Genomic DNA, 25236 nt, shown 5'->3' on the forward strand with positions numbered 1-25236 from the left:
CTGGGTGAAGCGATGCTGGAGCTTTCGCAGAATGGGGAAAGCTGGACGCTTGGATATGGAGGCGACACGCTGAACACGGCTGTCCACTTGGCACGTGCGGGGATAGATATAGGCTATTTCACGGCGATGGGGGGTGACGAGTTCAGCAAGCAAGCAACCCGGAAATGGCAGGCGGAAGGGCTGGACACTAGTCTGGTCCTGACGCACCCTGCGCGAATAGGCGGCCTTTATGCCATTTCTTGCGATGCACGTGGTGAGCGTAGCTTCACCTATTGGCGGGGAGAGAGCGCGGCGCGGGAGATGTTTGACTGTCCCGGAACTGCCGCCGCTTGCGAGACGGTTGCCAAGTCGCGCTTGTTTGGGTTCTCCCTGATTAGCCTTGCCATCCTGGATGATCGGGGCCGCAATATGGTGTTGGAGATGGCGCGGGGCGTCCGCGACGCGGGTGGCATGGTGGCCTTCGATGGCAATTATCGTCCACAACTATGGCCAGACCGGGGAACGGCGCAGTTTTGGCGGAACAGGGCGATAGAGGTGGCGTCGGTCGGGTTGCCAACGCAGGAGGATGAGGAGGCCTTGTCTGGTCTAGCCAGCGCATCTGCCATCGCCGAACATTGGCGAGGGCTGGGATGTGTGGAAGTGATCGTCAAGATGGGCGTTCAGGGCGCGTCCCTCGGCGGGGGACCTGTCATCGCTCCACCTCAACGATTGGAGGCGGTTGATACTTCTGGCGCTGGTGATGCGTTCAACGCGGGCTACCTCGCCGCCCGACTAAGCGGTGCGTCCGTGGAAGTGGCCACGCTGCGGGGACATCAGCTTGCAGGTTGGTGCGTGATGCAACGCGGCGCGATCCCACCTCGACCCCGATCCCCGTTGGCCAATCCCTATGCAGCTTTACGTCACTGAGGTGGCCTTGTCACATTGACCCGATTTCGAATATTCAGGACATTGAGCCAGCGCTGGTTGGTGGGTCATGAATATCGCATCACCCTTATTTGCAGCTACGCACGCCTGCGTGGTCAATATTGACCTGACAGCGGCGAAACTATCTTTGTGCTCGCGCAGCATGCTCTTGCATGCCGCCGCCCTGCCAAGCCCAAGCGCTCCCAATTTCAAGGCGTGACGGCAGGAATGGCCAGGACATTGCCCTTTGTGGGTCAGGAGATCGGGGCGCCATCTATTATTGAGAGAGTGGGGCGACGCGTTGATCGATTTCACCGAATAATGCACCGCCATGCCCTGCCGTCATTCTGACGCGGTCGCCGAAGTGAAGGAAAGATGTTTTCGGCTGGCCGTCCTGTATCATTTCGATTGCACGGCGTTCCGAAATGCAGGTCGATCCTACCGATTCATAGTCGGTGTTGGAAACAGTGCCCGATCCGATGATAGTGCCTGCGCACAAGGAGCGGGTTCTCGCGGCATGCGCGATAAGGTCGTGGAAGCCGTAAGCCATTGCTTCGCCCGACGGATGGCCAAACCATTGCCCATTCACCTCCACCCGAAGCGGCAAGCAGACGCGCCCGTTAATCCATCTATCTCCAAGTGCGTCTGGGGTTATGGCAAACGGCGCGACGCTGCATGCCGGCTTTGCTTGAATCCAGCCAAATCCGGTCTTCATTTCGGCCGGAGCGACGGCACGCAGTGACCAGTCGTTGAGGAGCAGGATGAGCCGTATATGCTGCATGGCTTCATTCGCTGGGCAACCCATCGGAACATCATCCGTGACAACCGCAAATTCGCCCTCGAAATCAATGAAATCGTCTTCGCTGGGCAAGATCACATCTTCCAGCCCCGACAGGAATTGATGACTAAGCCCCTGGTACATGAGTGGCTTGTCAGTTTCGATCGGTGGGTGTTTGAACGCCGTTTCCATTAACGTGCCGTGGTTGGGAAAGGCGGACCCATCAAGCCACTGCCAAGTGCGGGGCAAGGGGGCGATAAGGGATGTTGGATCTATCGCGAAACCGTCGCCACGCGCTATGCTCGCCGCGACAGTCGATGCGTGTTGCTTTAGAGCATCCCAATTGGCTATCGAATGCAGCAGGTTAGGGAAGCTGCTGCCCATCGGCAGACCATATAGTCCATCGTCAGCGACGAGCAGCAGTTCGCCATCCGCGGTTCCATTGTCGCGCGTCGCAAAACGCATGGTCAATCCTTTCGACTTGTCGTTTATAGCTGATGCTGGACGCTATCGGGGGTAACCATCATCCTAGGCGTGACGAATTTCGACCTGAGTGATGGCGCTGTTTAACTTTTCAGCGCTTCAGATCAGGTTCGAATGCCCCATCGATCAGAATGAAAGCGATGCGACAGTTGCGATCGGAGCGGTTTGACCAGCCGTGGTTCGTGCCGCGTTGTATGACGATGTCGCCGGCACGAACCGTGGTTTCGCCTTCATCCATGATGAGCACCAGTTCGCCGTCCAGCACGATGCCATAGTCGATCGTTTCGGTACGGTGCATCAGGGCATGGCGTGAGTTCTGCCCCCCATGTGCTGAAGCGCTGCCTGCACCGACTTCGGCAAAATGAGCCTTGGCTTCTTCTGCTGTCATCTCGCGGATGCCGTCGCCTTCTGGCGGAATGTCGAGGATCCGGATGCGCGTACCACCTTTTGGCGGTGCTAGCGTGATGCCACTTTCATCAGGCTCACCCGATGCTGCATCGATGAGGGCAGGGGTCTGTGTCGTGTTCCAAACTTCGTGGAAGATCGGACCGATCTCACCACCAACGCGCTGGACGCGAGAGACCGGGCCATCCTCCTGAATGATCGCGCGGCCATCTGCATCATGGCCGGTGACCACGCGGCGAACGGGTGAATATTCCATGGCTTCAATCCTTTGTGACAATCGGGTGGAACAGGCGATGCTGCATCCATAGGGTGACGTTTCCCGTCCATGCGCGGATTGCGCACCAGCGCCTTTTTATGCGCGAACGCAGGGGGCGCTCGTCGGGCCTGGCCGTCAGCTTATCCGCTATTGCCCCCTAGCGTCTGGGCGAACCAGTCGGCGAGAAGATCGCGGCCATAGGACATATTATCCGCACCGACATGTTCGACCCCACCCTCACGCGCGGTGAAGATCATTTTCTCTCGCCGGGGAGAATTTACGAGCTGATCGTACAGATCGTCGGCGTAGGCAACGCTGATCTGACGATCGTTGGCGCCGTGGGTGACGAGGAAAGGTACCTTGACCCGGTCCATGTGGCCGTTCAGGTTCATCGTTTCGGACTTGGCAAGGAAGTCGTCCTGATCCTTCGCGCCGAAGGCCCAGTGAACATGCGCCCAATAATGCGGAACCGGATTCTCGCCTTCGCGCGCCATCCGCTTGTCCTGCACCTCCCGCCAGTTGTGGTTCGCGCCCCAGACGGCGCCACTGGCGAAGCGTGGTTCATAAGCGACCGCTCTGGGCGCAAAATGCCCCCCCAGCGATATGCCGGTCATCCCGATGGCCTTAGGATCGACGTCGCTTTGTTGTTCCAGCCAGTCCACTGCCTTGCTTGCCCAGCTTTCGCTGTGGGGATCGACGGGCAAGCCCTGTAGCCGCAACGTTTCGCCCGATCCTGGCTGATCGACGCAGAGGGTAGATATGCCCCGTCGCGCCAGTTCGACTGGCAAATTGGTCCAGTACAGCAATTCCTTGCAGCTATCGAGCCCGTTGCAGAATACGACTACCGGCTTCTTGCCTGCGCCGGGCGCGCGGGTGAAGAGTGCGGGCATGGTGCCGGTTTCAAGTGGGATTTCGACCCGTTCACGGTTGAGTTTGCCAAGCGCTGTGGATCGGTCAAAAGCCTCTCGTGCCTTTGCGTAGGTCTCCTTACGACCCGGCGCTCCATGACCCTGCATCCGTTCGGCAACGAACAGATAAAGCGACGCGCGCTCCAGCTTGTTCGAGGCGGAAAAAGCGCGCCCCTTCGCCTCGTCTTCGGCCGCGAGTTCCAGCAGGCTGTCGCCCATGCGCGACCATGCCTGCATGAACTGCGGCGTACCTGCGTCTCCGCCATTGGCGGCAGCATCCCGTATCGGTTGGCACATGTCGACGATCTCGCCAATGCGCCCACCGCTTTCGAGGGCGATGGCAACGGAGAGGTTCCAGATATAGTTTGGGAAATATTCGAACAGCGCCATGGATCAGACCTCCACCGCCACGAACAGGCCCTTGTCCGCCTCCGGATGCGGCATGGTCTGAGGGCCGCCAACGCCTATGCCCCATTGGTCCATAACCTTCGGCCCCGGAATATGGACCTTCGCCTCATGGGCTTCAAAGTCGACATCTTCCAGTTCAGACGTATATTCGACGGCAAAGCCCGCAGGCGTCGTGAAATAGCTGAAAGTGTTGTTGCCCGCAGTATGACGTCCAGGCCCCCAACGGATGTCCGTGCCTTTCTGGCGCAGGCGATTAATGCCCACCATCATGTCATCGACCGAAAGCATGTCGTAGGCGACATGGTTGAGGCAGGGCGGTCCGGGAAGGATGGCAATGCGATGATGGGCTGAATTACAGCGCAAAAAGGCCATGAAATCACCCAGCCAGTCCGACAGCTTGAAGCCCAGAACGTCGCAGAACCATTCAACCAGCTTTTTGTGATCGGGCGAATGGAGTACGATGTGGCTGATTTTCTGGGGGATGCCTTCCCACCGGTCAAGCGTGCGGGGAGTGCGGACATGGACGTCGCTCGAAACCTCGAAAGGGAGGCCGTCGGGCGAGAAGAAACGGAAGCCGTAACCGCCGCCCAACGTGTCGAGATCCTTTGGCGCAAAGATGATCCGACAACCGGACGCCACAACATTGGCATGCAGCGCATCGACATCGGCGCGCGTGTCTGCCGCCAACGCGATCACGTCGATCCGCTGATCTTCTGCCTGTCGCAGGCGAACGACATAGCCTTCCGCGCCGCCATCGGCCGTAAAATAGATCATTCCGTCCTGCTCGCCGACTTCCACCAGCTTCCACTGGTCGGCGTAAAAGGACCGTTCATTTTCAAGATCGGGCAGCGCGTAGCCCACATAGCGAATTTCCGTAACACGACTCATAGCTATCGCTTCCTTCAGATCGGTTGGGACACCATCGCGAACATGTCCGCGGTAGCTTTGTGATTGTCGACGGCCGGCCCTTTACCAAGCTGGCCCATGCAGATGGCGAGCGATTGCTCGACGATATAACGGCAGCGGTCGTAACGGCGCTCACGGTAGGCAAGAAAGGCGGCTTCGGGCGTGTCGGCCCTTGCCAGTTCCTCGGCCAGCACGATGCTGTCCTCGATCGCCATGCCCGCACCCTGTCCCAGGTGCGGCGTGGTCGCGTGGATCGCGTCACCCAACAGAACCACCCTGCCATTGTGCCAGGGTCCATGCATCATGAGGGTTTCGAGCGGACGGTAAACCACGCCAGCATCATCGGTGATGTGTTCGGCAAGGGCGCGAATGGCCGGCGAACAATCCGCCATTTTCCCCCGCATCCGCGCGGCCATTCCTTCTTTCGGGTACCAAGGATTGTCCGGCTCTGGCGTGGTCACGAAAATATACATGAGATCCCCGGAAATCGGGACCAGGCCGACGCCCGTTGCGCCATTATATGCCTGAAGGGAATCGAGCCCGTCTGGACGCGGCAGGTTGTAGCGCCACACTGCTTGCCCGGTGAATTCAGGCTTTGGCGCGTCGCGGAAAAACTCTGTCCGTATTTGTGAATAAACACCGTCCGCGCCGATCACGATGTCATAATCCCCGCTCGAACCATCAGAAAATGCGACGTGCACGCAATCGTCCCGATCTTCGATCGATACAGCGGTGATCCCAAGGCGCACCTGTGCGCCCGATGTGATGGTGCGATCGCCCAGCATCTTGTGCAATGCGGGGCGCCCGACGCCCATATTGGCAGGATAGCCGTCCACCAGCTTGGGAGAGGGAATGCGGGCTACCTTGACACCCTCCGGCGTGAACACCTCGACCGTATCGAAGCCGGCGCCCGCCGCAACATATTCATCCAACAGTTGAAGATGATGCATGGCGCGCAGGACATTCGACTGTTGGATGATCCCGACGCCATAGACCGACCAGCTTGGGTCGCGTTCAATGACGGTCACGTCAAACTCATGGCGACGTAGGGCAATGGCGGAGGTTAGACCGCCAATACCACCGCCGATGATCAGGATATTTGCTTTTTTCATGCGTTCTTCGGCTTTCCTGAATGTGGACGGAAACAGTCTTGACCCTGGTTGACTGCAATCATTGCGGGGCTGTCGAAAGCGGAGCCGATGTCTGGCTCGCACATCTGCATTTTTGCGTCCTTGGCACGCGGGACATTGGCCGGGCGGAATCGAAACATCGCGTCCAAGCCCGTTTGCGAGGTCGAACAATGTGCCATCTGCGCGATGACCAATCGGGTCGTTGGTTGCCTAGAGACAATCGCATCGGCAGAGAGCCGGCTTTCCACCATAGCCCGATTTGGACGGCGAGACCTGGCGAGCACATTTGCGAACGGCACCTTGAAAGGCATGGGCGTGGCCCCCGGCATCGTCGCACAGCAGAGGAATTGGTTCATGATGGGCCCCTCCCAAAGCCGATCTGCGTCGGACGAAAGGGGAGTGACACATCAATGAGATAACGTAAAATGGATGATATATCTCATTATTGATCAATGAAAGTGATGGTACATGCGGCTCGACCGGTTCGACCTCAATTTGCTCGTGGCTTTCGACATTCTGGTGGAAGAGCGAAATGTCACTCGCGCTGCGAAGCGCCTCAATCTCACGCAATCAGCCATGAGCGCGGCATTAAGGCGACTGCGAGAGGCTTTTGCAGACGACATATTGGTGCAGCATGGAAAGAAGATGATCCCAACTGCGGCAGCCTTGTCGCTCGCACCGGAAATTTCCGCGCTCGTCGCGGATTTGCGGGGTCTTATATCGCGCGGACTGGCGTTCAACCCGGCTGACAGCCAACGCCTGTTCCGTATCGTCGCATCGGATTATGTCACGACCGTACTGATAGGTCCGCTCGTCGAGCGACTACAGCTTATCGCCCCGCAAGTGCGGCTGGAAATCACTCTGCCCCGCAACAATATCAGCGAGAGGCTGGAGGATGGTGACATAGACCTCATCATATCGCCCGAACGCTTTCTGGAAGGCCAGCATCCCAAGGAGCTGCTCTTTGAAGAAAATCATGTTGTCGTTGGGTGGGCGGGCAATCCGCATATCCAGCAGGAGTTGACGGAAGAGATTTATTATCAGGCAGGGCATGTGACAGTAAGCGTGTCGCGGGATGGCACATTTATAGACAATCATCTGCGAGACCGCGGCGATCGTCGGCGAATTGAAATCTGGTGCGCCGCGTTTAGTCAGGTGGCCTGGATGCTGCCGGGGACAACTCGACTTGCGTTGATGCACGAAAGGCTGGCCAAGGTTATGGCCAATGCGCTGCCGCTTCGCATCATGCAGCCACCGACGCCTTTACCCGTCATGCAGGAGATGATGCAATATCATCAGGCGCGCGCAGCCGACCCCGGCCTTAACTGGCTACGGGCGCAGCTTGGCCAGGCGGCAAATGCGTTCAACACCGAATTGGATTGTCAATAAGGTCTATGATGGTATTACCACTTTAGGAATTTTTTGCAGTTCTCATGTAGCCAATTCGCAACACGCCTAACTGTAGCGCGCGCGTGGGGATGCGAAACCTCTGGTGCGTCGCGCCAGAAGCCACTTTCCTGCCCGCGATCATTCATCAATCCTGTTGATGGATAACGAGAAATAAAAATCACTGGTTTAATCATGCGCCGATCCGTAAAAATTGGACAAACCAAATGTCTAGCCGATCACGGGCGTAAAAGAGGGGATAGAAAATGAAAATCAGCCGGTTCAAGCCATCGACGACGGATTTCAACCGTTCGATCAAGCTGTGCCTTCTTGCCGGTGCTGGCCTGTGCCTGCCCGCCGGCGTAGCATTCGCGCAGGACGCGGCAACCGGCTCTGCGCCGCAGGATGAGGCATCTTCGTCCGGCCAAGACATCGTCGTGACAGCGTCCCGCCTGTCGCGGAGCGGTTATACAGCGCCTACTCCGACAACTGTGATTGGGCAGGAATTTCTGGAGGCGCGAGCCATCACCAATGTTGGCGACGCGATAAATCGTGTTCCTGCGTTTCGCGCGGCTGTTTCGCCAAATGCCGGCGGGTTGGGCAATTCAGGCGCGTTTCTTGCGGACCTTCGCGGTCTGGGGCCAACGCGGACCCTCGTGCTGCTGGATCGCGCCCGCCTTCCCCAGACAATCACGCCCGGCCTGACCACGTCCGCAGGTTCCACAGATCTCAACGTCATTCCGACCGTATTGATCAAGAACTCCGACGTCGTCACCGGCGGCGCATCGGCGGCCTATGGGTCAGATGCTGTAGCGGGTGTCATCAACTTTCAGCTTGATGATCGTTTCGTGGGGATAAAGGGTTCTGCCCAGTATAGCGAAACGCGCTACGACGACGCGAAAAGCAAGTTTGCAACATTGGCCGCCGGGGCGAACTTCGCGGATGGCCGCGGTCATTTCGTGGCCGGCTTTGAATATAATGATGATGGCGGTACGGGGACTTACAACACCCGGCGCGGTTGGGGCCGGGAAGCTTGGAACTCGGCGGTCATTGCCAATCGGCCTGCGGGCACGGCGGCAAATGTGCTGGGCCCGAACGGCAACTATTATGGAACGGGTAGCAGTGGCGGCGTGATCCTCTCCGCCGGTGCGCTGCAGGGGTTGGCGTTCGTGCGCAATTCCGCCGGTGCCGTCACGACGACAACGTTCAATCGAGGGCTGAGCAACCTTACGTCCAGCCTTGACTTCTTCTCGCCCACCGCACTTGCCGCCAACATCGCAGCAGGAATCAACAATCTCAATCCGCAGCAGCTTCGACCCAAGCAGTCGCGCTTCAACGCGATTTCCAAACTGTCTTTTGATTTTAACGACAGTCTCAGCCTGTTTGTCACGCCGATGTATTCCAGCGTGCGGACCGAAGGCATCGTTATCGTTCGCCGTGACGGAGCAGGCGCGGGCCCAGCGCTCAATATCGCACGAGACAATGCCTATCTGGCACAGGCTCTGACACCAGCGCAGCTGGCGCTGGTGCCGGCAACCGGGTTGTCTGTGGGATATTCGGGCCAGGATTTCGGTCCATCCAGGCGCATCATCGAGAATGAACTATTCCGCGTCCACACCGGCTTGAAAGGTAGCTTTGGCGGGTCGTGGAAATGGGACGCTTCCTATCTTTACGGTCAGAATATATCGAGCGTCTCGATCGCCAATACCTTCAACAACGCCAACTTCCGCAATGCGATTGACGCTGTAACTGTCGACGGGCAGATTGTCTGCCGCAATGCGGCTGCGCGCGCAGCGGGCTGCGTGCCAATCAATATTCTGGGTTCGGCTGTGGCTTCGGACGCAGCGCGCTCCTATGCGATGGGTACGGCCATCGGCCGCGGCAAGACGCAGCTCAATGATTTTGCCGCCAATGTGCAGGGCGAGCCGTTTTCGACCTGGGCGGGTCCGGTCTCGGTCGGTGTCGGCGCGGAATATCGCAAAGAGTCCGTTGAACTCACCACGGACGCGGTTTCGCGGGCTAACGGTTGGTTGTCGGGGGCTGGATTGACGCTGCCCAAGGTCAGCCAAAATGTGAAGGAAGCCTATGTCGAAGCCATCGTTCCGCTGGCGCAGGACATGGCCTTTGCGCGCAAGATCGAATTGAACGGTGCTGCGCGCATCACTGACTATAGTACGTCGGGCAGCGTAACGACCTGGAAAGCTGGCCTTACCTGGGAAGTGATCGATGGGCTGATGTTCCGCACGACGCGGTCGCGCGACATTCGTGCGCCCAACCTGATCGAATTGTTTACGCCACAGACGCAATCTTTGCCATTGCCGACCGATCCGCGTCCCAATATCGCACGACCCACGAACAATGCAGGGTTCGTGGTTGGCGGTAACCAGGACCTGACACCGGAAAAGTCGATCACCCAAACCGTAGGCGTGACGTATCAACCCGAATTCCTGCGCGCGCTTCGTCTTTCGGTCGATTATTATAACATCCGTATCAAGGATGCGATCACTTCGACCAGCACGCAAAATGTCGTCAACAACTGCTTTGTTGGCGGAACCTATACTGGCAACAGCTGGTGTTCTTTGATCAGCTTCGCCAATAATGATCCTGTCGCAGGTCAGTTGACCGGCGTGCGCGGTGTCACGGCTAACGTGGCAGAGTTCAAGACAAAGGGACTCGATTTTCAGGCTACCTACAATCAGTCTGTTGCCGGCGGCAACCTAACGGCCAACCTGCTGGCAACCCATGTTATGTCGTTTGAATCTTCGGTTGACGTCTCGGCGCTCTTTCCGAACGGTATCGACCGTGCGGGGCAGACTGGCGCACAGTTTGGCGGGGCTGCGGGCCTTCCCAAATGGCTGTTCAACGTCACCCTGGATTACGAGAATTCCGGTTTTGGCGTGAATGCGAATGCACGCTGGATATCGAAGTCGAAGCAGAATAACGGCCTGTTCGGTCCGGATGATCCACAATATAACCCGGCGGCGTCAACCAGCATCAACAATAATGACATTCCGGCCGTTGCTTATCTCGACCTGGGTGTTCGTTATGCCTTTGGCGCTGAAAAGCAGTTCACAGTCTATTTCAACGTGGACAATGTGTTCGACAAGGATCCCCCATTGCCCGCGAATGGCAGCGCTTATTATGATCTGATGGGCCGTACCTATAAGGGCGGTGTCCGTTTCAATTTCTGAGCAAATGGCGGGGCAGGATGGCGGACGGCGGTCTGTCAGAATGCCTCGCCCTTCATCCCAGTCGGGCCGTAATGGTGGAAGGATCGACATGCGCCGTCTGAAAACTGTTGTGGTCATGGGATTGCTGATCGCGGGCCTGCCTGTCGTCGCCGCGCCTGCACCTTCGTCGATACCGCACGTCAGGGTTGAAGGTGGGGAACTCCAGGGGACGCTGCTTCCAACCGGCGAGGAGGCGTTTCTCGGCATACCCTACGCCGCGCCGCCGGTGCGAGAGCAGCGCTGGCGTGATCCGCAACCCGCCAGCCATTGGCGCGGCACTTTTCATGCGGATCGCTACGGCCCTCAATGTCCCCAGCCGCAACGTGGCATGCTGACCAATTCCTATTCGGGTGCCGAAGTTACCAGCGAGGATTGCCTCTATCTCAACATCTGGGCGAAGCCGGGCCTGAAAAAGGCGCCCGTAATCGTCTATATTCATGGTGGCGCCTTCTTCATCGGCTCGGCGTCCATGCCGATGTACGGCGGCGCAGCTGTTGCCCGGGAAGGGGCAGTTTTCGTCAATTTCAATTATCGTCTTGGTGTGCTTGGTATGATGGCGCACCCTGACCTGTCGAAGGAATCCCCGCACGGTACGTCGGGCAACTACGCATTCCTGGATCAGATTGCTGCGCTGAAATGGATAAAGCGCAACATCGCCCAATTTGGCGGCGATCCTGACAATGTCACCATCGCCGGGCAATCTGCTGGCTCCATGTCCGTCAATATGTTGCAGGCATCCCCTTTGGCGCGCGGACTTTTCCAGCGCGCGGTGGGAATGAGCGGATCGCTGCTTGAAGGCCCCAGCGCGCTGCTGACGATGACGGACGCGGAAAAGCAGGGCATCAATCTACAAACCTTTCTAAAGGCCGGATCGCTGGCGGACCTGCGGGCAATGCCGGCTGATCGATTGATGCTTCCCCGGTCGGCGAACGTGCCGAAGATCGGGCCGGTAGTGGATGGCTATGTTGTTACGCAACCGGTCGAACAGGTGTTCGCGGAAGGCAAACAGGCCGATGTACCACTCATCCTTGGTTTCACGCGCGATGAATCCTTTGGCGGCATCGGCCCGGTAGCTGATCTGTCCGATTACAAGACTAAGGTGCAGAAGAAATTTGGATCGCGCGCGGCCAAATTCCTTGCTTTATATCCAGCCGACGATGATGCGCAGGCACGGGCGCAAGCCCGACTGGCTGATCGCGATGGTACAATGGCGGTAGGCATGGACGCATGGGCCAATGCCCAGCTGCGGCATGGGAAAATGCCGGTGTTTGCATATGAGTTCGCGCGCGTTCCACCATTCACGCCAGGCGCAGTGATCGAGGGGACCGATGTCGCCACTGCTGGAGCCTATCATACATCGGAGGTGGCGTTCTGGTTAGGGACGCTCGATAGCTTTAACCTGTTTCGCCAGACGCGCGACTGGACGGCCGCCGACAGGGCGATGAGTCTGGCGATGACCAAGGCCCTCGTGTCGTTCGCGCGAACTGGCCGACCGCAGGCCGGCAATGTCGATTGGGATGCTTATACGCCGGATCGTCGTAACCTGATCAGATTTGGCGAGACCATGACGGTCGGCATGTGGCCATCTGCTGAAAAGCTGGATTTCTTTCGTTCGGTAACCGCGGAAAGGGCGGAAGGCCGGGTCGGGGAGTGAAAAGATTGATATTGCGCGGGGCTGCACCCCCGCGCTCGCTGGCTTGGCGAAGGGGATAGTTTATGGCGCCAGCCAGCACCTTGTTTGTTGAAATGCGACGCGGCCGCGGGACTGGTCTGATCTTGGCCTAGCCCGTTATTCAGTTTGGCCATGATAGGAGAGAGTAATGTCCATGAAGCGTTCCCTGCTGATCATATCGACGCTTCTGGGATCGGTGACGACGCAAGAGGCAGCGCTTGGCCAATCCGCTTCAGCGGTCGCCGCGAATGAAGTGCGCGTCATTCGAACGATGGCTGACGGGTGGGAATTTCATCTGGGCGACCCGATCGCCGCGCCTGCGCCCGACGCAAATTGGCAGCAGGTCAAGGTACCGCATAGCTGGAACCGCATCGGCCTTTACAATGAAGGAACCGCTGCCGCAAAGACAATCACGCGTAAAGTCGATCAGACGCAAGGCGTAGGCTGGTATCGATTGACGCTGCCCGCCAATATATTGCCCCGGAACAAGCGGCTTTGGCTTCAGTTCGACGCAGCGAGCCGGACTGCCGAGGTCTGGCTCAACGGCCAGAAGCTTGGAGACCATGCCGGCGGTTTTTCCCGCTTCCGGTTCGATGCGACATCAGCCTATCGATCTGGCCAAGACAATCTGCTTTTGGTCAAGGTTGATAATCGAGAGCCTGAAACCACGGGGGTGAAACCTACCTTGCCTCTGGCGGGCGATTTTTTCGTCCATGGCGGCCTGTATCGTCCTGTCAGTGCCGTCATCACCAATGACGCGCATTTCGCTATGCTCGATCATGGCGGCAGCGGGGTTTACGCACGAACGCTGACGATCCAGGATGGCAAGGCGAAAATAGCCGTCAATGTCCGCATGAACAATGACGGTGCGCGATCGATGCGCGGACGTATGACCATTCGTTTGGTGGATCGCGACGGGCGGGACGTGGCGCGTCAGGAAAATGCCGTTCGGATCAAGGCCCGGTCCGGACAGGAAGCTACAGCGCAAATCGATGTGGAGAACCCGCATCTGTGGCAGGGTGTGGACGATCCATATCTCTACACCATGATAGCAGAATTGCGGGATGCAAAGGGCGCGCTGCTGGATAGCGTGGAGCAGGCTTTCGGCATTCGAACCATGCGACTGGACGACAATCAAGGCTTTTTTCTGAATGAAAAGCCATATCGGTTGCATGGCGTCGGGCTGCATCAGGATAGCGGAAATGCAGGTTGGGCTTTAAGCGACGCCGAGATCGAGAAGATGGTATCGACCATCCGTGAAATGGGCGCGAACAGCATCCGTCTCACACATTATCAGCATGGCCAGACAGTGCATGACCTTGCCGATCGGATGGGCCTGATATTGTGGGATGAAATCCCGCTTGTCACTACATGGACGATCAAGCCGGAAGAGAAGGAAGCGCCCAAGGCTGTCCTGGACAATGCCCGGCAGCAACTGGTCGAATTGATCCGGCAAAATTACAATCACCCGTCGGTCGCTGTATGGGGCATCGCCAACGAGGTCGATTTCGGACCCAATCGCCCCGGTTTCATTGGCAAGCCCGTTTCGGAAGTTCCTGATCCACGAGGATTGCTGGCGGAATTGAACGGTCTTGCCAAGATGGAAGATGCCGGGCGGCCGACCGCACTGGCCAATTGCTGCGAGGACAATGGCATGGAGGGCGTGCCGGACGTGTCGGGAATAACCGACGCGTTGGGGATCAATCGTTACATGGGTTGGTATTATGGCAAGGTCGGCGATTTCTCTGCCGTTCTTGATGCCCAGCATCGCAAGCATGCAAGCCAGCCGCTCGCCCTTACAGAATATGGTGCAGGGGGCGCGACATCGCAGCACAGCGATGACCCGGAAGGCGGGCCGATTGACCCGTCCGGCCGCGCCCAGCCTGAGGAATATCAGGCCTGGCTGCATGAACGGGTCTGGCCGCAGATTGCCAGCAAGCCTTATCTGTGGGCGAGTTGGCTCTGGAACAGCTTCGATTTTGCGACCAAGGTTCGCAAGGAAGGGGATTCGGTCGATATCAACACCAAGGGGTTGGCTACCTATGATGGGGCGATCCGTAAGGACGCTTGGTGGTATTATCGCGTCAATTGGTCGGCCAAGCCCGCCGTCCAGATAGCAGGCAAGCGGTATGTCCAACGCGCTTATGGCGTGACGGACATCAAAATATACAGCAATGCGGCTGAAACCGAATTGCTGTTGAACGGGCGATCGCTGGGGATGCGGCGTGATTGCGCCTTTGCAACATGCGTATGGCCTGCGGTGCGACTGGACGCGGGCGACAATAGGCTGGAAGCGCGGGCGCGTTTTGCCGAAGGCATGTTGTCTGACACCGCGCGTTGGCAGCTGGATGATGATGTTGCCAACGCATTTCGGATCGACAGCGGCGCGATCCTAGCCGCAAAGGCAAAGGCGCATTTCGGTTCGGACGCCTTTTTCATGGGTGGTCGCGCCGATACCGCCGATACGCGCAAGAACCGCTGGGCGCCGATTCAGCCCTCGGTGATTGAGGGAACGGACGCTCGCGATATCATGGCGACGTTCCGCACAGGTGATTTCCGATATGTCGTTCCGGCAAAGCCTGGACAATATATGGTCGTCCTGCATTTTGTCGAACCTTCGCTGGCGGCAGGCAAGCGGACATTCGATGTCGAGATTAACGGCAAGACGGTGCTGTCCGGCTTTGACGTCGCTTCTGCGGCCGGGGGCGCACTGAAGGCTGTGGATCGAGCGTTTCCGGCCGTCGCGGGCAAGGACGGCATCGCTATCGCGTTCAAACCGCGTATGGGCGATGCGATCGTGTCTGCCATCGAGATACTGCCAGCAGCAGGAAAGCGCTGATCATGGCAGGAAGGGGCCGCAAACCCATCCGTCACCTTCGGTGGTGGATTATCAGCCTGGTGACTATCGGTACCGTCCTGAACTACCTTGCCCGCTCGACGCTGTCTGTCGCGGCGCCTACGCTCAAGGACGAGCTGGGAATGACGACGGAAAGCTACAGCTATGTCGTTCTGTCCTTTCAACTGGCCTATACCGTCATGCAGACGGTCGCAGGTGCGGTTCTGGATCTGCTCGGAACCCGGCTGGGCTTTTTTCTGTTTGCGGTAGGCTGGGCGTTTGCCAACATGGCGCATGGTTTTGCGACCAGTTGGCAGGGGTTGGCATTTTTCCGCGGCCTGCTAGGCGCGACAGAGGCTGCCGCCATACCAGCAGGCGCCAAGTCGGTTTCGGAATGGTTTCCGGCGCGTGAAAGGCCACTTGCAACCAGCGCTTTTCAGATGGGAACGAGCGTAGGCGCCATCGCTGCCCCGCCGATCGTCGTCTTCTGCATTCTCACATGGGGATGGGAGTCCGCATTCCTCGTCACTGGCGCGCTAAGCCTGATCTGGGCGACGATATGGTGGTTCAGCTATGATACCCCGGATCAGCATCGGGCACTGGGGGCCGACGAACGGGCATTGATCGCGGCAGGGCAGGGCCAAGGGGATGAAGCTGGCCGTCCCTCAACGCGGGGCGAGGTTCTGAAATCGCGCGGCTTCTGGGCAATCGCCATTCCGCGCTTCTTTGCCGAGCCGGCCTGGCAGACATTCAATTTCTTCATCCCGCTCTATCTTGTCACCGTCTGGAAGCTCGATCTTCAGAGCATTGCTTTATGGGCGTGGATGCCTTTCGTCGCGGCCGATCTAGGCTCCCTGGCGGCAGGGTTGCTACCGCCTTGGCTGATGAAGCGCGGCGCAAATGTGCTGGAATCGCGTAAAATCACTATGTCGATCGGTGCGATATGCATGATCGGGCCTGCCTGCATCGGTCTTGCCGGTTCGCCTGGGTTGGCCATCGCTCTTTTCTGCATTGGCGGCTTTGCCCATCAGATGTTGAACGGCGCGCTGATTACCTTGTGTTCCGACGTGTTCGACAGCCGCATGGTTGGCACCGCAAGCGGCATGGTCGGGACTGCGGCGTGGATTGGCGGCATGCTCTTCACCCTGGCCATAGGGCAGAGCGCTGATACTTTCGGTTATAGCCCGCTCTTTGCCATGCTGGGCGCGCTTGACCTGATCGGGATGGCCATTTTGTGGTTCTTACTCCGAAAGCGGTCATTGGCCAACTAAAGGGCAGACTATTACATATTTGCGGGAATGGTGATGCCTTTCCGGCGACGCTTCGTCGAGGCTTATCCGGCGTAGCAGGCGAGGTCCAATGTCCAAGCCTGGTAGCCAGGAAGAATGGTCAATCATAAGCACCAAGCCAGCCCCCCGCAAATTTGGATGCGCGGCACCCTTCATTCAGCCGAAATGTCCGATATTTGATAGTGGATCGGCTTGAAGGTGCCGCCGTTTGAGGCCGGAGCCGAGCAGGCCGTCAACCCGACGATGAGGTCCATTTCGGCCCGAAAACGGATATGGTCACCCGCCTTGCTGACTGGCGGGAGAACCTCCAGCTTTCCTGACGGTCCAACTGGTACGTTCATGAAGCAATTGAAGGCGACCGGAATCGCATCCGGTTCGATCCCATAAGGTGCTAGCGCTTCAACAAGATTGCCAAAGCAGCCCCGATGCGGTTCGAGATCGGGATAGAAGTGGTGGAACGTGTCGATTGAACAGGGAGTCAGCAGGAAATCATGTTGCCCTACACTGTCATCGACAATGGTCAGCATGACCTGCGACCGGTTGGAATAGAGATGATGCCCGGTCGTCAGGCTGATGGTCTCGGCATAATCGAGCGTTCGGCCGGACGATATCACTTCGCGCACATCCACCGCATTATAGGCGAGCAGATCGGCAACCTGCCCGCCCTTGGGGTCGATGACGGTGAGGAGCGCGCCCTTGGGAAGCCGGAATGCCGTCCCGCTCCGTTCAGGGATGGCGTGTGTCTTGCCCCTCATGGCCTGTCTCCCTGATATTCAAATGGCGCCTCCCAATCTTCCTCCACCTGCCTACCTGAATATTGCCGCGCCTCGCTATTCTCTCCGAAACGTTGGAGCATTGGATTACGCGATCCGGCCAGCGCCTCATCGCGGAGGAGAATTTTCTCGCGCATGCCTTCATATTTCCCTTCGGCACGAAGCTGTTCGAACTGGTCATGCAGATTGAAGACCAGCGTCGGATGAGCAAAGCGCCGGGCCGGGCGGCTTGCCTGAGGGTGAAGACCGACGATGAAAAAGGCCTCGCCACCAAAACTTAACGAAAAATGGGGATTGGAGGGATCGGCGCTGACCCGATCGTCATAGCCCTGACCGCGCCAGGCATCCTTGTCGCTCAACGATTGGACACGATCCCAGAGAGCATGTTCGAACGCCTCTTCGGAAAGGTCGTCAGGCCCCACAAACACCGCCGCGAAACTGCGAAAAAGTCCGGGATGGGCATGATAGTCCTGCGTGAAGCCAAGAAGACCGTCATGAATGCGCAGATCGTCCCAGGCGCTGTCGATGCGATCGCAGGCGAGGACCGTCAAATTGCCTTTTGCAAGAGCAGCTTTTGCGCCGACACAAGGAAAGGCGGGCGCTGCGATATGCGCCTGCAATTCCTCTTCAAGCTGCTGTTGCGACTTATGGGTCCAGGGAAACATAACGCTCCTCAAACAATTGAACTTGAGACGGCATTCCCAACGCATCGCTCAAGGAGTTCGCTTCATGGCTTCGACCCAAAATCTGGCTGATCGAGATTAGTCCATTGTCCGCTATGTCGCTCTCACCGTCGCCACTTGGCGCATCGCCTCATCAGGGTTCGGCTTCCAGACGGTCTTGTGCGCCTTGGACGACATGCCCTGTCTCCTTCATGGTCCGGGATTTTGGATCGCGCATATGGGGACGGATCAATGTCGGCCTCATCGTGGGTCGACATGGTGGATATGGGGTACCCAACGTCTCGATCGGAAAGTCAGGAGTCTCTTCATGCTCAATCGTCGCGATCTTTTGGCCACCGCTACTATGGCGCCCATGCTGACATTTGCGTCTGTGGCTGAAGGCGCCGAAACGCCGCTGCCGGTCCTGCCTGACGATCTGGGTTTCGATGCCCTCCAGCGGCAACTGGCGAGCCTGTATGATGTCGACCGCGCCATCGTGAATTTCGACGCAGCCTATTATGGGGCGATGACCCGACCGGTCCATGCCGTCTATATGGAAAAGACAGGCTGGATGAACCGCTACAATTCCACCTTTCTGCGCAGCGCCGTGCCAGGCGCGCCCCGCGACGCTGAGCTGGAAAAGTCGCGCGACGCGGTTGCGCACATGATCGGTGCCGCGCCTGACGAAATCGCGCTGGCAGGCGGCGGGACCGAGGCGCTCTACGCGCTGATCGCCAATTATGCGCTGCTCAAGGCGGGCGACGCAGTCATCTATTGCGATGTCGATTATGACGAGATGCAATATGCGATGGATTATCTGGAGCAGAGCCGGGGCGCCAGGGTCGTCCGCTTTTCCCTTCCGGAACCCCACAGCCGCGCCAACATCCTGGCTGCTTACAAAAAGATACTGAAGGACACGCCACGCGCGAAACTGCTGCTGCTGACCCATGTATCGAACCGCAATGGCCTCATCCCCCCTGTCCGGCAAATCGTCGTTATGGCCAAGGCGCATGGGGTGGATGTCATTCTCGACAGCGCGCAGGCAGTCGGCCAGATGCCGTTCAATGTGGATGAGATCGGCGCGGATTTCATCGGCTTCTCTCTGCACAAATGGCTGGCCGCGCCGCTTGGAACCGGCGCCATCTACATCCGCAAGGCGCGTCAGAAGGATATTCTCCCCTGGCTTGGCAACCGGATCCATCCGGCCGATGATATCCGCGCGCGCATCCCGACCGGCACGGTCGATTTTGCCGCGCGCCTCACCATTCCGAGCGCCGTGGCGATGCAGGCGCGGATCGGGATCAACCGCAAGTTTGCGCATTTGCGCGCCCTGCGCGACTATTGGGTTGCGCGCGCCTCCGACATTCGGGGCGTGGAGATGATGTTGCCGCCGGAAAAGGACAATTATGGCGCGATCAGCGCCTTTCGCTTACCCGGCATGAAGACTGGCGACCAGGCGAGGCAGGCGCAGGCGCGCTTTATTGAAAAGCATAAGCTGCTGGTCGTCGCAAAGGCCGGTTTGGCATCCGGCCCGGTCCTGCGTGTCACGCCGGCGCTGTTCAACACTAGCGAAGAACTGGACCGGCTGGTGCGTGCCATACAGGCGGAACGCGGCCTGTTCCTGTAAGGCTTTTTCCGCCAGCGATCCGGCCACGATCAGCCGCCCACGACTTTGGCTTAATTGATCTCTCCCGCGCTACGCGATAGGGGCGGCGCAGCGATGGGACATCATGCCCTATCGACTTGCGGCGAAGCGAGCATTAGGCAAGTGCGATGAACAGGTGGATCAGGCAGCCAGGGAGATGTCGCGGGCTTTTCGCCCTGCTGATGCTTTGCGCCCTGGCGATCCGGATCGCGATCCCCACCGGTTTCATGCCGACCCAGGGCGCCGATGGCATCGTCATCTCCCTTTGCACCGGGCAGGGCGCGGTCAAGGCGGTGCTGCCGCTGGATAAAGGCAGCCAACCGTCCGGTCATCACCAATCCCAGGGCGGTGAATGCAGCTTCGCGGCCGGATTGGGCGGTGGCCTGCTGACGCCGGTCCTTTCGCCTCTGCCGTTATTGCCTGTTCCGGTTGCGTCGCAGGTCGCAGACCGCGCGATCGCCGACCTGACGGTTCACCGCCTCGCTGCCCCGCCGCCGCCGTCCCAAGGCCCTCCCGCGCGCGCCTGACCGGCCCGCGCGGCGAACCGATTCACCCTCGTTCGCCGTCTCCACCGCATGCCCTGTGCATGCAGTATGCCGCTTTCCCTTTGAAAGCGGCCAAAGGCGAATGAGAATTTCATGCATATTCCATGGAAGGCGCACGACGCCTTCATCGACTGGCTACGGCAGATTCGACGATCCGCCTGGACGCTGATTGCGCTTGGTACGGCGCTGCGGATCATCATCGCGCTTTTCCCAGGCGCAGCCGTGCTTGCGCCATGATGTCGCGGTCTCGTGCCTTGGCGCGCCATATCCATCTCTGGCTTGGCCTGTCCGTGGGTCTGCTCTTCGTGCTGCTTGGACTGACGGGATCGGCACTGGTCTTCTATCAGGAGATCGACGCCGCGCTACATCCGGCGATCCAAGTGAACATGAAAGCGCCCGCGCCCGGCTGGGACAGTCCCGTTTGGGACAGGACGCTTGCGACCCTGCATCGGCAATGGCCGGACGCCAGCGGACAGTGGCGGTTCGAAGCAACGGGCGAACCGGGTCCGATCGCCGCGCGCTATTATCCCTCCATCGCGCCAACCAGTCATATGACGAAGCATATGATGGTCTGGCTTTCGCCGGACGGCGCCCATGTCCTGCGCCACGACGGCTGGGGCGATTATGCCATGAGCTGGATCTACGAACTGCACATGAACCTGCTGTCCGGCGAGACAGGGCACCAGATCATAGGCTGGTCCGGCCTTGTCATCCTTGTCCTGCTGGGCGCTGGCGTCATTGCCTGGTGGCCAAGGGGCAGTTGGCGCAAGGCGCTTGCTTTCAAGCCCCGCGCCGCACCCGTTCGTCGCCTGTATGACATTCACAAGCTGGCAGGGTTGTGGAGCCTTGTCCTGCTGATCCTGTTCGCCATCACTGGCTTCATGCTGGCGCTGCCGAAGGAAAGCAACTGGCTGCTGGAACGGACGATAGCGCCTGTCGATGACACGCCGTCACCCAAGACCGTGCCGCGCGCCGGGCCGACGATCACCATAAGCAAGGCGCTTGCTGCCGGGCATCGCGCGCTTCCCAACGCGCGTCTCGCCTGGATCGAGACGCCATCCTCCAGGACAGGCATGTTCAGGCTGCGGGTTCAGGTACCCGGCGATCCCAGCAGGCGCTTCCCTCACAGCTATATTTACATCGACCCCTATTCGGGCGGGGTCCATACCGTTCTGGACGCGCGCAAGGCCAGCGCGTCGACCACCATCAACAACTGGCTGCACCCGCTGCACGATGCATCAGTCGGCGGTCTGCCCACACGCCTGCTGGCCTTCATCGCCGGCCTCGTTCCGGCTGTCCTCTTCATCACTGGCCTGCTGCGCTGGCGCACCCGCCGTGCTGCGCCGAAGTCGCGCCCGCAAATCACTTCCGATCTCACCGCAAAGGAGCATTCATCATGCGTTTTCGCCACGCCGCTTTCCTCGCCGTGCCTCTCCTCGCCATCCCGGCCCTCGCCCACGAATATCGAAAGGGTTCTGTCACCATCGACCACCCCTGGACACGACAAACCGCGAAGGGACAGAGCGTCGGCGGCGGGTTCATGAGCATCGCGAACGCAGGCGCAACCCCCGACACTCTGGTCAGCGCGACATCCCCCGTTGCCCAGAAGGTCGAGATCCACAGCATGAAGATGGACGGCGGCATCATGCGGATGCGGCCCCTGCCTGACGGGCTGGCCATTCCGGCGGGTGGCCGCATGGAACTGAAACCGGGCGGCTTCCACATCATGCTTATCGGCCTGAAAGCGCCACTGGCGCTGGGCAAGAACGTGCCGCTGACCCTGCGCTTCGCCAAAGCGGGTGCAGTCACGGTTCAGTTGAAGGTGGAGCCGGTCACCCACGGCATGGAGGGTGGCCATGACGGACATTGATCCTCAGGAAGGTGATCGCGCCACGCCGTCACGGCGAGCGGGCCTTCTGGTATTCGGTCTGGTCGCACTGCTGCTGGGCGTGGTCGCTGCGCTGATCCTCACGCCCGGTTGGGTGGACGATGCACCCGTGTCGGCGTCAGCTAACGGTCCTGGCGGTCCGTTCACCCTCACCGATACGCAGGGGCGAACCGTCACTAACCGTGCACTGCTTGGCAAGCCCTATGCCATCTTCTTCGGCTTCACCCGCTGCCCTGATGTCTGCCCGACGACGCTCACCCGCATGACGCAGCTGCGCAAGCAGCTCGGAACGAATGGCGACAAGTTCAACATCGTCTTTGTCTCGGTCGATCCAGGGCACGACAAGCCGGCGGACATCGGCAATTATCTGACCCTGTTCGGCACGCCGATCATCGGCCTCACCGGAACCGACGCCCAGATCAAACAGATCACCAACGGCTATGGCGTCTATTTCGCGAAGGTGCCGGTCGCTGGCGGCGACTACATTATCGATCATAGCGCAGGCATATTACTGTTCGACAGCCGGGGCCGTTATGTCGATGTCATGGACCCGACCGAGCCGATGGCGACCAGCATAGGCCGCCTGCGCGAGTTGATCCGTGCGTAATTGGCGCCTTGCTCTCCCGCTTTCGCTGCTGGCGAGCGCGTGCATCCCCAACAGCGCGTTGGATCGGGATCAGGTGCGCGCGACCATCGAACAGAATGCGGGCGTCGGCGGATCACCCGTGACCGTCGAACGCATCTATCTCAGCGGCGACTATGCCTTGGGCCTTTGGTCACAGGGGGCGCGCCGGGGCGACATGGTCCTCGCTCGCCGATCGGGCCAATGGGCGCAGCTGCTGTGTGGCAATGGCCCCATCCGTGACCAGGCGAGACTGAAACGCGCCGGTGTCCCCGATTTCGCGGCAGAAATGCTGGTCAGCCAGATCGCGGAAGGCGGCTGATGCCGAGCGACCGATATTCAATCCATTGTGAACAATGCCGGCTTCATCCGGCCATGGGGGTATTATGAAAGTGACATGTTCGACGCGGCTTCGCCTTTCCAGCGCCATGCTGGTGGCGCTTTGCCTGACGCAGGCTGCCCGCGCGCAGGCGCCGGAGACTCATGGCGAAACCAGCTGGACCGCCAGCACCATCATCGTCACCGGCGAGCGCGGGCACTATGCTACGCCGACCTCCTCCTCGGCGACGCGCACCGACACGCCGCTGATCCAGGTGCCGCAATCGGTGCAGGTCATCACTAGCGCCTTGTTGCAGGAGCAGGATCGCCGCACGCTGGGCGACGCGCTGGTGAATGTTTCGGGCGTGACCCCCACGCGGTCGGAGGAAAATCTGTTCATTCCGCCAATTCTGAGGGGGTTCCCGGCCGAGGTCTATGTCGACGGCCTGCCGATCTTTGCGGGCAATCAGCAAGCCTATGACCCGACCAGTCTCGTCGGCGTCGATCGGATCGACGTCCTCAAAGGCCCCAGCGCCACGCTTTATGGCGGGGGGCTGGGTACGCCGCTTGGCGGCATCATCAATGTCGTGACCGAGCGACCCAGTGACAAGGCGCAAGCCTATGTCGCGCTGCGCGCTGGCAGCTTTTCGACATGGAACCCCTATGGCGATGTCAGCGTCCCGCTGGCGTCGGGGATCGCCGCGAGGCTGGCCGGCGAATATCAGAGCAATGCAAGCTGGATCGACAGGATCAAGGGCAGGCGCTGGTCGATCCAGCCCAGCCTGTCCTTCCAGATCGACGCCGATACCGACCTGCTGCTCCAGGCCCAGTTCAACCATCGCAGCAACCTTGAATATTCAGGTCTGCCAGCCGACGCGGCGCTGGCCGACATGCTCGACCGCAACGCCTTCCCCGGATCGCCGATCGGCCAGCCTCGGACGAAGAACGACAACAGCATGGCTACGGCGACGCTTCGCCACGCCGTCTCCGATACTGTCAAACTCACTGTCACTGGCCGCTATTATGACAGCAAGGTCGACGAAAGCGGCAGCTTCGTCTTTCCGGGCCTGGCTCCGACCGGCACGACGTCCCCAATCTATGACGTTTTCCCGATCACCATGATCAACCGGACGAAGGAGGCGACGTTCGACGCCAATCTGGGCGCGAAGATTGATCTGCTGGGCGGGACGCATGAACTGCTCGTCGGTGTCAATTATGACTGGACCAGCTTTTATAGCGGCATGGGCCTGTTCGTGAGCGACAGCCCATCGGGCACGATCGACCTGTCCGATCCCGAATATGACCTGTCCTATACGCCCCAGACGCCAGTCAACAGCTATACGGACGACCGCTTCGAAACATTTGCCTTCTATGTGCAGGATCAGGCCAGCTACGGTCGGCTTCACCTTACCGGCGGTTTGCGCGTCACGGCGCTGAAGTTCATCGAGAACAGCAATTTTGGCGTCGCCAATGACAAACGCTACACCCATGTTTCGCCACGAGCCGGCGCGACATTCGACGTGGCGCCGGGGATCGCCCTGTTCGCTGGCTATGCGACGGCCTTCCGAGCGCCCTTCGGCTTCATCGGCATGGACACGCCCCGGCCCGAAACGTCCAGCAATGTCGAAGGCGGACTGAAGCTGGCGCTGCCCAAGGCGGGCCTCTCCGGCACCGTAGCGGCGTTCCGGCAGACCCACGATAATGTCGTCACGGCCGACCCGGCCAATGTGGGCTTTTACATCCAGAGCGGGCGGCAGCGGGCACGCGGCGTCGAGGTCGATCTGGTGTGGGAACCATCGCCGGCCTTCTCGTTGCTCGCCAACTACGCCTATAGCGACACCCGTGATGATGGCGTAGCGCCGGGCGACCGGCTCGCGCGCGTACCCAGGAATAGCGGACGGGTCGCGGCGCGCTATCGGTTGCTTGATGGCCCGGCGAAGGGACTTTCGTTCGGCGCGGGCATCTCCGCCTTTACCGCACGCGAACTGACGCTCCCCAACAGCATTGCCGTGCCCGGCTATGCTGTGATCGATGCGCAGGCCGCCTACGACGTCGGCCGCATCTCCCTTGGGCTTTCCGTGGTCAATCTTGGCGGACGACGGGCCTGGGACCCGCACAGCTATATGGGCTATCCGGTCGTGTCGCCCAACCAGCCGCGCTCGGCCTTCGTCACGCTCAAGGCGCGCATGTGAT

At 59.5% G+C, this 25236-nt stretch carries 21 protein-coding genes; 14 read left to right on the plus strand and 7 right to left on the minus strand.

Annotated elements, in window-relative coordinates:
* Window positions 1-12: 12 nt before the first annotated feature.
* Window positions 13-906 (plus strand): sugar kinase, encoded by an 894-nt coding sequence (locus tag FE851_RS16125; RefSeq protein WP_145204651.1) that lies wholly within the window; start codon window positions 13-15, stop codon window positions 904-906.
* A 274-nt stretch (window positions 907-1180) separates the two neighbouring features.
* Here the strand turns inward: FE851_RS16125 and FE851_RS16130 are convergent, their stop codons facing one another.
* The 5 genes from FE851_RS16130 to FE851_RS16150 form a co-directional block, all read right to left on the minus strand.
* A complete protein-coding gene (locus FE851_RS16130; RefSeq protein WP_145204654.1) occupies window positions 1181-2146 on the minus strand; it encodes a fumarylacetoacetate hydrolase family protein in 966 nt (321 codons plus the stop codon).
* A 109-nt stretch (window positions 2147-2255) separates the two neighbouring features.
* Window positions 2256-2825, minus strand: coding sequence for a cupin domain-containing protein (locus FE851_RS16135; RefSeq protein WP_145204657.1), 570 nt, complete (start codon window positions 2823-2825; stop codon window positions 2256-2258).
* A gap of 140 nt (window positions 2826-2965) precedes the next feature.
* The gene (locus FE851_RS16140) at window positions 2966-4123 is read right to left on the minus strand and encodes an alpha/beta hydrolase family protein (protein WP_145204659.1); all 1158 of its coding nucleotides are present in this window, start codon (window positions 4121-4123) and stop codon (window positions 2966-2968) included.
* A 3-nt stretch (window positions 4124-4126) separates the two neighbouring features.
* Window positions 4127-5029 carry a VOC family protein gene (locus tag FE851_RS16145; RefSeq protein ID WP_145204662.1) on the minus strand — a complete coding sequence of 301 codons (903 nt, stop codon included), beginning with the start codon at window positions 5027-5029 and terminating at the stop codon, window positions 4127-4129.
* A 14-nt stretch (window positions 5030-5043) separates the two neighbouring features.
* Window positions 5044-6159 (minus strand): FAD-dependent oxidoreductase, encoded by a 1116-nt coding sequence (locus FE851_RS16150; protein ID WP_145205587.1) that lies wholly within the window; start codon window positions 6157-6159, stop codon window positions 5044-5046.
* A 486-nt stretch (window positions 6160-6645) separates the two neighbouring features.
* Here FE851_RS16150 and FE851_RS16155 point away from each other — a divergent pair, with 486 nt between their 5' ends.
* The 5 genes from FE851_RS16155 (at window position 6646) to FE851_RS16175 (ending at window position 16572) form a co-directional block, all read left to right on the plus strand.
* Window positions 6646-7566, plus strand: a complete 921-nt coding sequence (locus FE851_RS16155) for a LysR family transcriptional regulator (RefSeq protein ID WP_145204665.1) — start codon at window positions 6646-6648, stop codon at window positions 7564-7566.
* 263 nt (window positions 7567-7829) lie between these two features.
* Window positions 7830-10754, plus strand: a complete 2925-nt coding sequence (locus FE851_RS16160) for a TonB-dependent receptor domain-containing protein (protein WP_145204668.1) — start codon at window positions 7830-7832, stop codon at window positions 10752-10754.
* 88 nt (window positions 10755-10842) lie between these two features.
* Window positions 10843-12447, plus strand: coding sequence for a carboxylesterase/lipase family protein (locus FE851_RS16165; protein ID WP_186378868.1), 1605 nt, complete (start codon window positions 10843-10845; stop codon window positions 12445-12447).
* A gap of 172 nt (window positions 12448-12619) precedes the next feature.
* Complete coding sequence (locus FE851_RS16170; protein ID WP_145204674.1) at window positions 12620-15304, plus strand: glycoside hydrolase family 2 TIM barrel-domain containing protein; 2685 nt, start codon at window positions 12620-12622, stop codon at window positions 15302-15304.
* A gap of 2 nt (window positions 15305-15306) precedes the next feature.
* Window positions 15307-16572: an MFS transporter gene (locus tag FE851_RS16175; RefSeq protein WP_145204677.1), complete on the plus strand. Its 1266-nt coding sequence runs from the start codon at window positions 15307-15309 to the stop codon at window positions 16570-16572.
* 170 nt (window positions 16573-16742) lie between these two features.
* Here the strand turns inward: FE851_RS16175 and FE851_RS16180 are convergent, their stop codons facing one another.
* Together FE851_RS16180 and gntA are read right to left on the minus strand one after the other, a co-directional pair.
* Window positions 16743-17345 (minus strand): DUF1989 domain-containing protein, encoded by a 603-nt coding sequence (locus FE851_RS16180; RefSeq protein WP_145204680.1) that lies wholly within the window; start codon window positions 17343-17345, stop codon window positions 16743-16745.
* Entirely contained in the window at window positions 17342-18028 is a 687-nt protein-coding gene (gene gntA / locus FE851_RS16185; RefSeq protein WP_145204683.1) for a guanitoxin biosynthesis heme-dependent pre-guanitoxin N-hydroxylase GntA, read from the minus strand. Before gntA ends, FE851_RS16180 begins: the two co-directional genes overlap by 4 nt.
* A 325-nt stretch (window positions 18029-18353) precedes the next feature.
* Here gntA and FE851_RS16190 point away from each other — a divergent pair, with 325 nt between their 5' ends.
* From FE851_RS16190 to FE851_RS16220, 8 genes are all read left to right on the plus strand, one after another.
* Entirely contained in the window at window positions 18354-19652 is a 1299-nt protein-coding gene (locus tag FE851_RS16190) for an aminotransferase class V-fold PLP-dependent enzyme (RefSeq protein WP_145204686.1), read from the plus strand.
* A gap of 146 nt (window positions 19653-19798) precedes the next feature.
* Entirely contained in the window at window positions 19799-20197 is a 399-nt protein-coding gene (locus tag FE851_RS16195; protein WP_145204690.1) for a DUF2946 family protein, read from the plus strand.
* Window positions 20198-20308: 111 nt separating this feature from the next.
* Window positions 20309-20452, plus strand: coding sequence for a hypothetical protein (locus FE851_RS26235; RefSeq protein ID WP_186378869.1), 144 nt, complete (start codon window positions 20309-20311; stop codon window positions 20450-20452).
* On the plus strand, window positions 20449-21759 hold the full coding sequence (locus FE851_RS26875) for a PepSY-associated TM helix domain-containing protein (protein WP_145204693.1): 1311 nt from the start codon (window positions 20449-20451) through the stop codon (window positions 21757-21759). The genes FE851_RS26235 and FE851_RS26875 overlap by 4 nt, the downstream gene beginning before the upstream one ends.
* On the plus strand, window positions 21756-22085 hold the full coding sequence (locus tag FE851_RS16205; RefSeq protein WP_174827310.1) for a copper chaperone PCu(A)C: 330 nt from the start codon (window positions 21756-21758) through the stop codon (window positions 22083-22085). Before FE851_RS26875 ends, FE851_RS16205 begins: the two co-directional genes overlap by 4 nt.
* Window positions 22072-22710 carry an SCO family protein gene (locus FE851_RS16210; RefSeq protein WP_145204696.1) on the plus strand — a complete coding sequence of 213 codons (639 nt, stop codon included), beginning with the start codon at window positions 22072-22074 and terminating at the stop codon, window positions 22708-22710. The genes FE851_RS16205 and FE851_RS16210 overlap by 14 nt, the downstream gene beginning before the upstream one ends.
* On the plus strand, window positions 22703-23047 hold the full coding sequence (locus FE851_RS16215) for a copper uptake system-associated protein (RefSeq protein WP_145204699.1): 345 nt from the start codon (window positions 22703-22705) through the stop codon (window positions 23045-23047). The genes FE851_RS16210 and FE851_RS16215 overlap by 8 nt, the downstream gene beginning before the upstream one ends.
* A 64-nt stretch (window positions 23048-23111) precedes the next feature.
* Complete coding sequence (locus tag FE851_RS16220) at window positions 23112-25235, plus strand: TonB-dependent siderophore receptor (protein ID WP_145204702.1); 2124 nt, start codon at window positions 23112-23114, stop codon at window positions 25233-25235.
* Window position 25236 lies beyond the last annotated feature (1 nt).

Origin of the sequence: Sphingobium sp. B2 (assembly GCF_007693735.1) — a bacterium.
GTDB classification, from domain to species: Bacteria; Pseudomonadota; Alphaproteobacteria; order Sphingomonadales; family Sphingomonadaceae; genus Sphingobium; species Sphingobium xenophagum.

Excerpts from the sequence above, each read along its gene's own strand:
- FE851_RS16125 (WP_145204651.1), top strand. The coding sequence starts at position 13 with ATGCTGGAGCTTTCGCAGAATGGGGAAAGCTGGACGCTTGGATATGGA.
- FE851_RS16130 (WP_145204654.1), bottom strand. The coding sequence starts at position 2,146 with ATGCGTTTTGCGACGCGCGACAATGGAACCGCGGATGGCGAACTGCTG.
- FE851_RS16135 (WP_145204657.1), bottom strand. The coding sequence starts at position 2,825 with ATGGAATATTCACCCGTTCGCCGCGTGGTCACCGGCCATGATGCAGAT.
- FE851_RS16140 (WP_145204659.1), bottom strand. The coding sequence starts at position 4,123 with ATGGCGCTGTTCGAATATTTCCCAAACTATATCTGGAACCTCTCCGTT.
- FE851_RS16145 (WP_145204662.1), bottom strand. The coding sequence starts at position 5,029 with ATGAGTCGTGTTACGGAAATTCGCTATGTGGGCTACGCGCTGCCCGAT.
- FE851_RS16150 (WP_145205587.1), bottom strand. The coding sequence starts at position 6,159 with ATGAAAAAAGCAAATATCCTGATCATCGGCGGTGGTATTGGCGGTCTA.
- FE851_RS16155 (WP_145204665.1), top strand. The coding sequence starts at position 6,646 with ATGCGGCTCGACCGGTTCGACCTCAATTTGCTCGTGGCTTTCGACATT.
- FE851_RS16160 (WP_145204668.1), top strand. The coding sequence starts at position 7,830 with ATGAAAATCAGCCGGTTCAAGCCATCGACGACGGATTTCAACCGTTCG.
- FE851_RS16165 (WP_186378868.1), top strand. The coding sequence starts at position 10,843 with ATGCGCCGTCTGAAAACTGTTGTGGTCATGGGATTGCTGATCGCGGGC.
- FE851_RS16170 (WP_145204674.1), top strand. The coding sequence starts at position 12,620 with ATGAAGCGTTCCCTGCTGATCATATCGACGCTTCTGGGATCGGTGACG.
- FE851_RS16175 (WP_145204677.1), top strand. The coding sequence starts at position 15,307 with ATGGCAGGAAGGGGCCGCAAACCCATCCGTCACCTTCGGTGGTGGATT.
- FE851_RS16180 (WP_145204680.1), bottom strand. The coding sequence starts at position 17,345 with ATGAGGGGCAAGACACACGCCATCCCTGAACGGAGCGGGACGGCATTC.
- gntA (WP_145204683.1), bottom strand. The coding sequence starts at position 18,028 with ATGTTTCCCTGGACCCATAAGTCGCAACAGCAGCTTGAAGAGGAATTG.
- FE851_RS16190 (WP_145204686.1), top strand. The coding sequence starts at position 18,354 with ATGCTCAATCGTCGCGATCTTTTGGCCACCGCTACTATGGCGCCCATG.
- FE851_RS16195 (WP_145204690.1), top strand. The coding sequence starts at position 19,799 with ATGAACAGGTGGATCAGGCAGCCAGGGAGATGTCGCGGGCTTTTCGCC.
- FE851_RS26235 (WP_186378869.1), top strand. The coding sequence starts at position 20,309 with ATGCATATTCCATGGAAGGCGCACGACGCCTTCATCGACTGGCTACGG.
- FE851_RS26875 (WP_145204693.1), top strand. The coding sequence starts at position 20,449 with ATGATGTCGCGGTCTCGTGCCTTGGCGCGCCATATCCATCTCTGGCTT.
- FE851_RS16205 (WP_174827310.1), top strand. The coding sequence starts at position 21,756 with ATGAGCATCGCGAACGCAGGCGCAACCCCCGACACTCTGGTCAGCGCG.
- FE851_RS16210 (WP_145204696.1), top strand. The coding sequence starts at position 22,072 with ATGACGGACATTGATCCTCAGGAAGGTGATCGCGCCACGCCGTCACGG.
- FE851_RS16220 (WP_145204702.1), top strand. The coding sequence starts at position 23,112 with ATGAAAGTGACATGTTCGACGCGGCTTCGCCTTTCCAGCGCCATGCTG.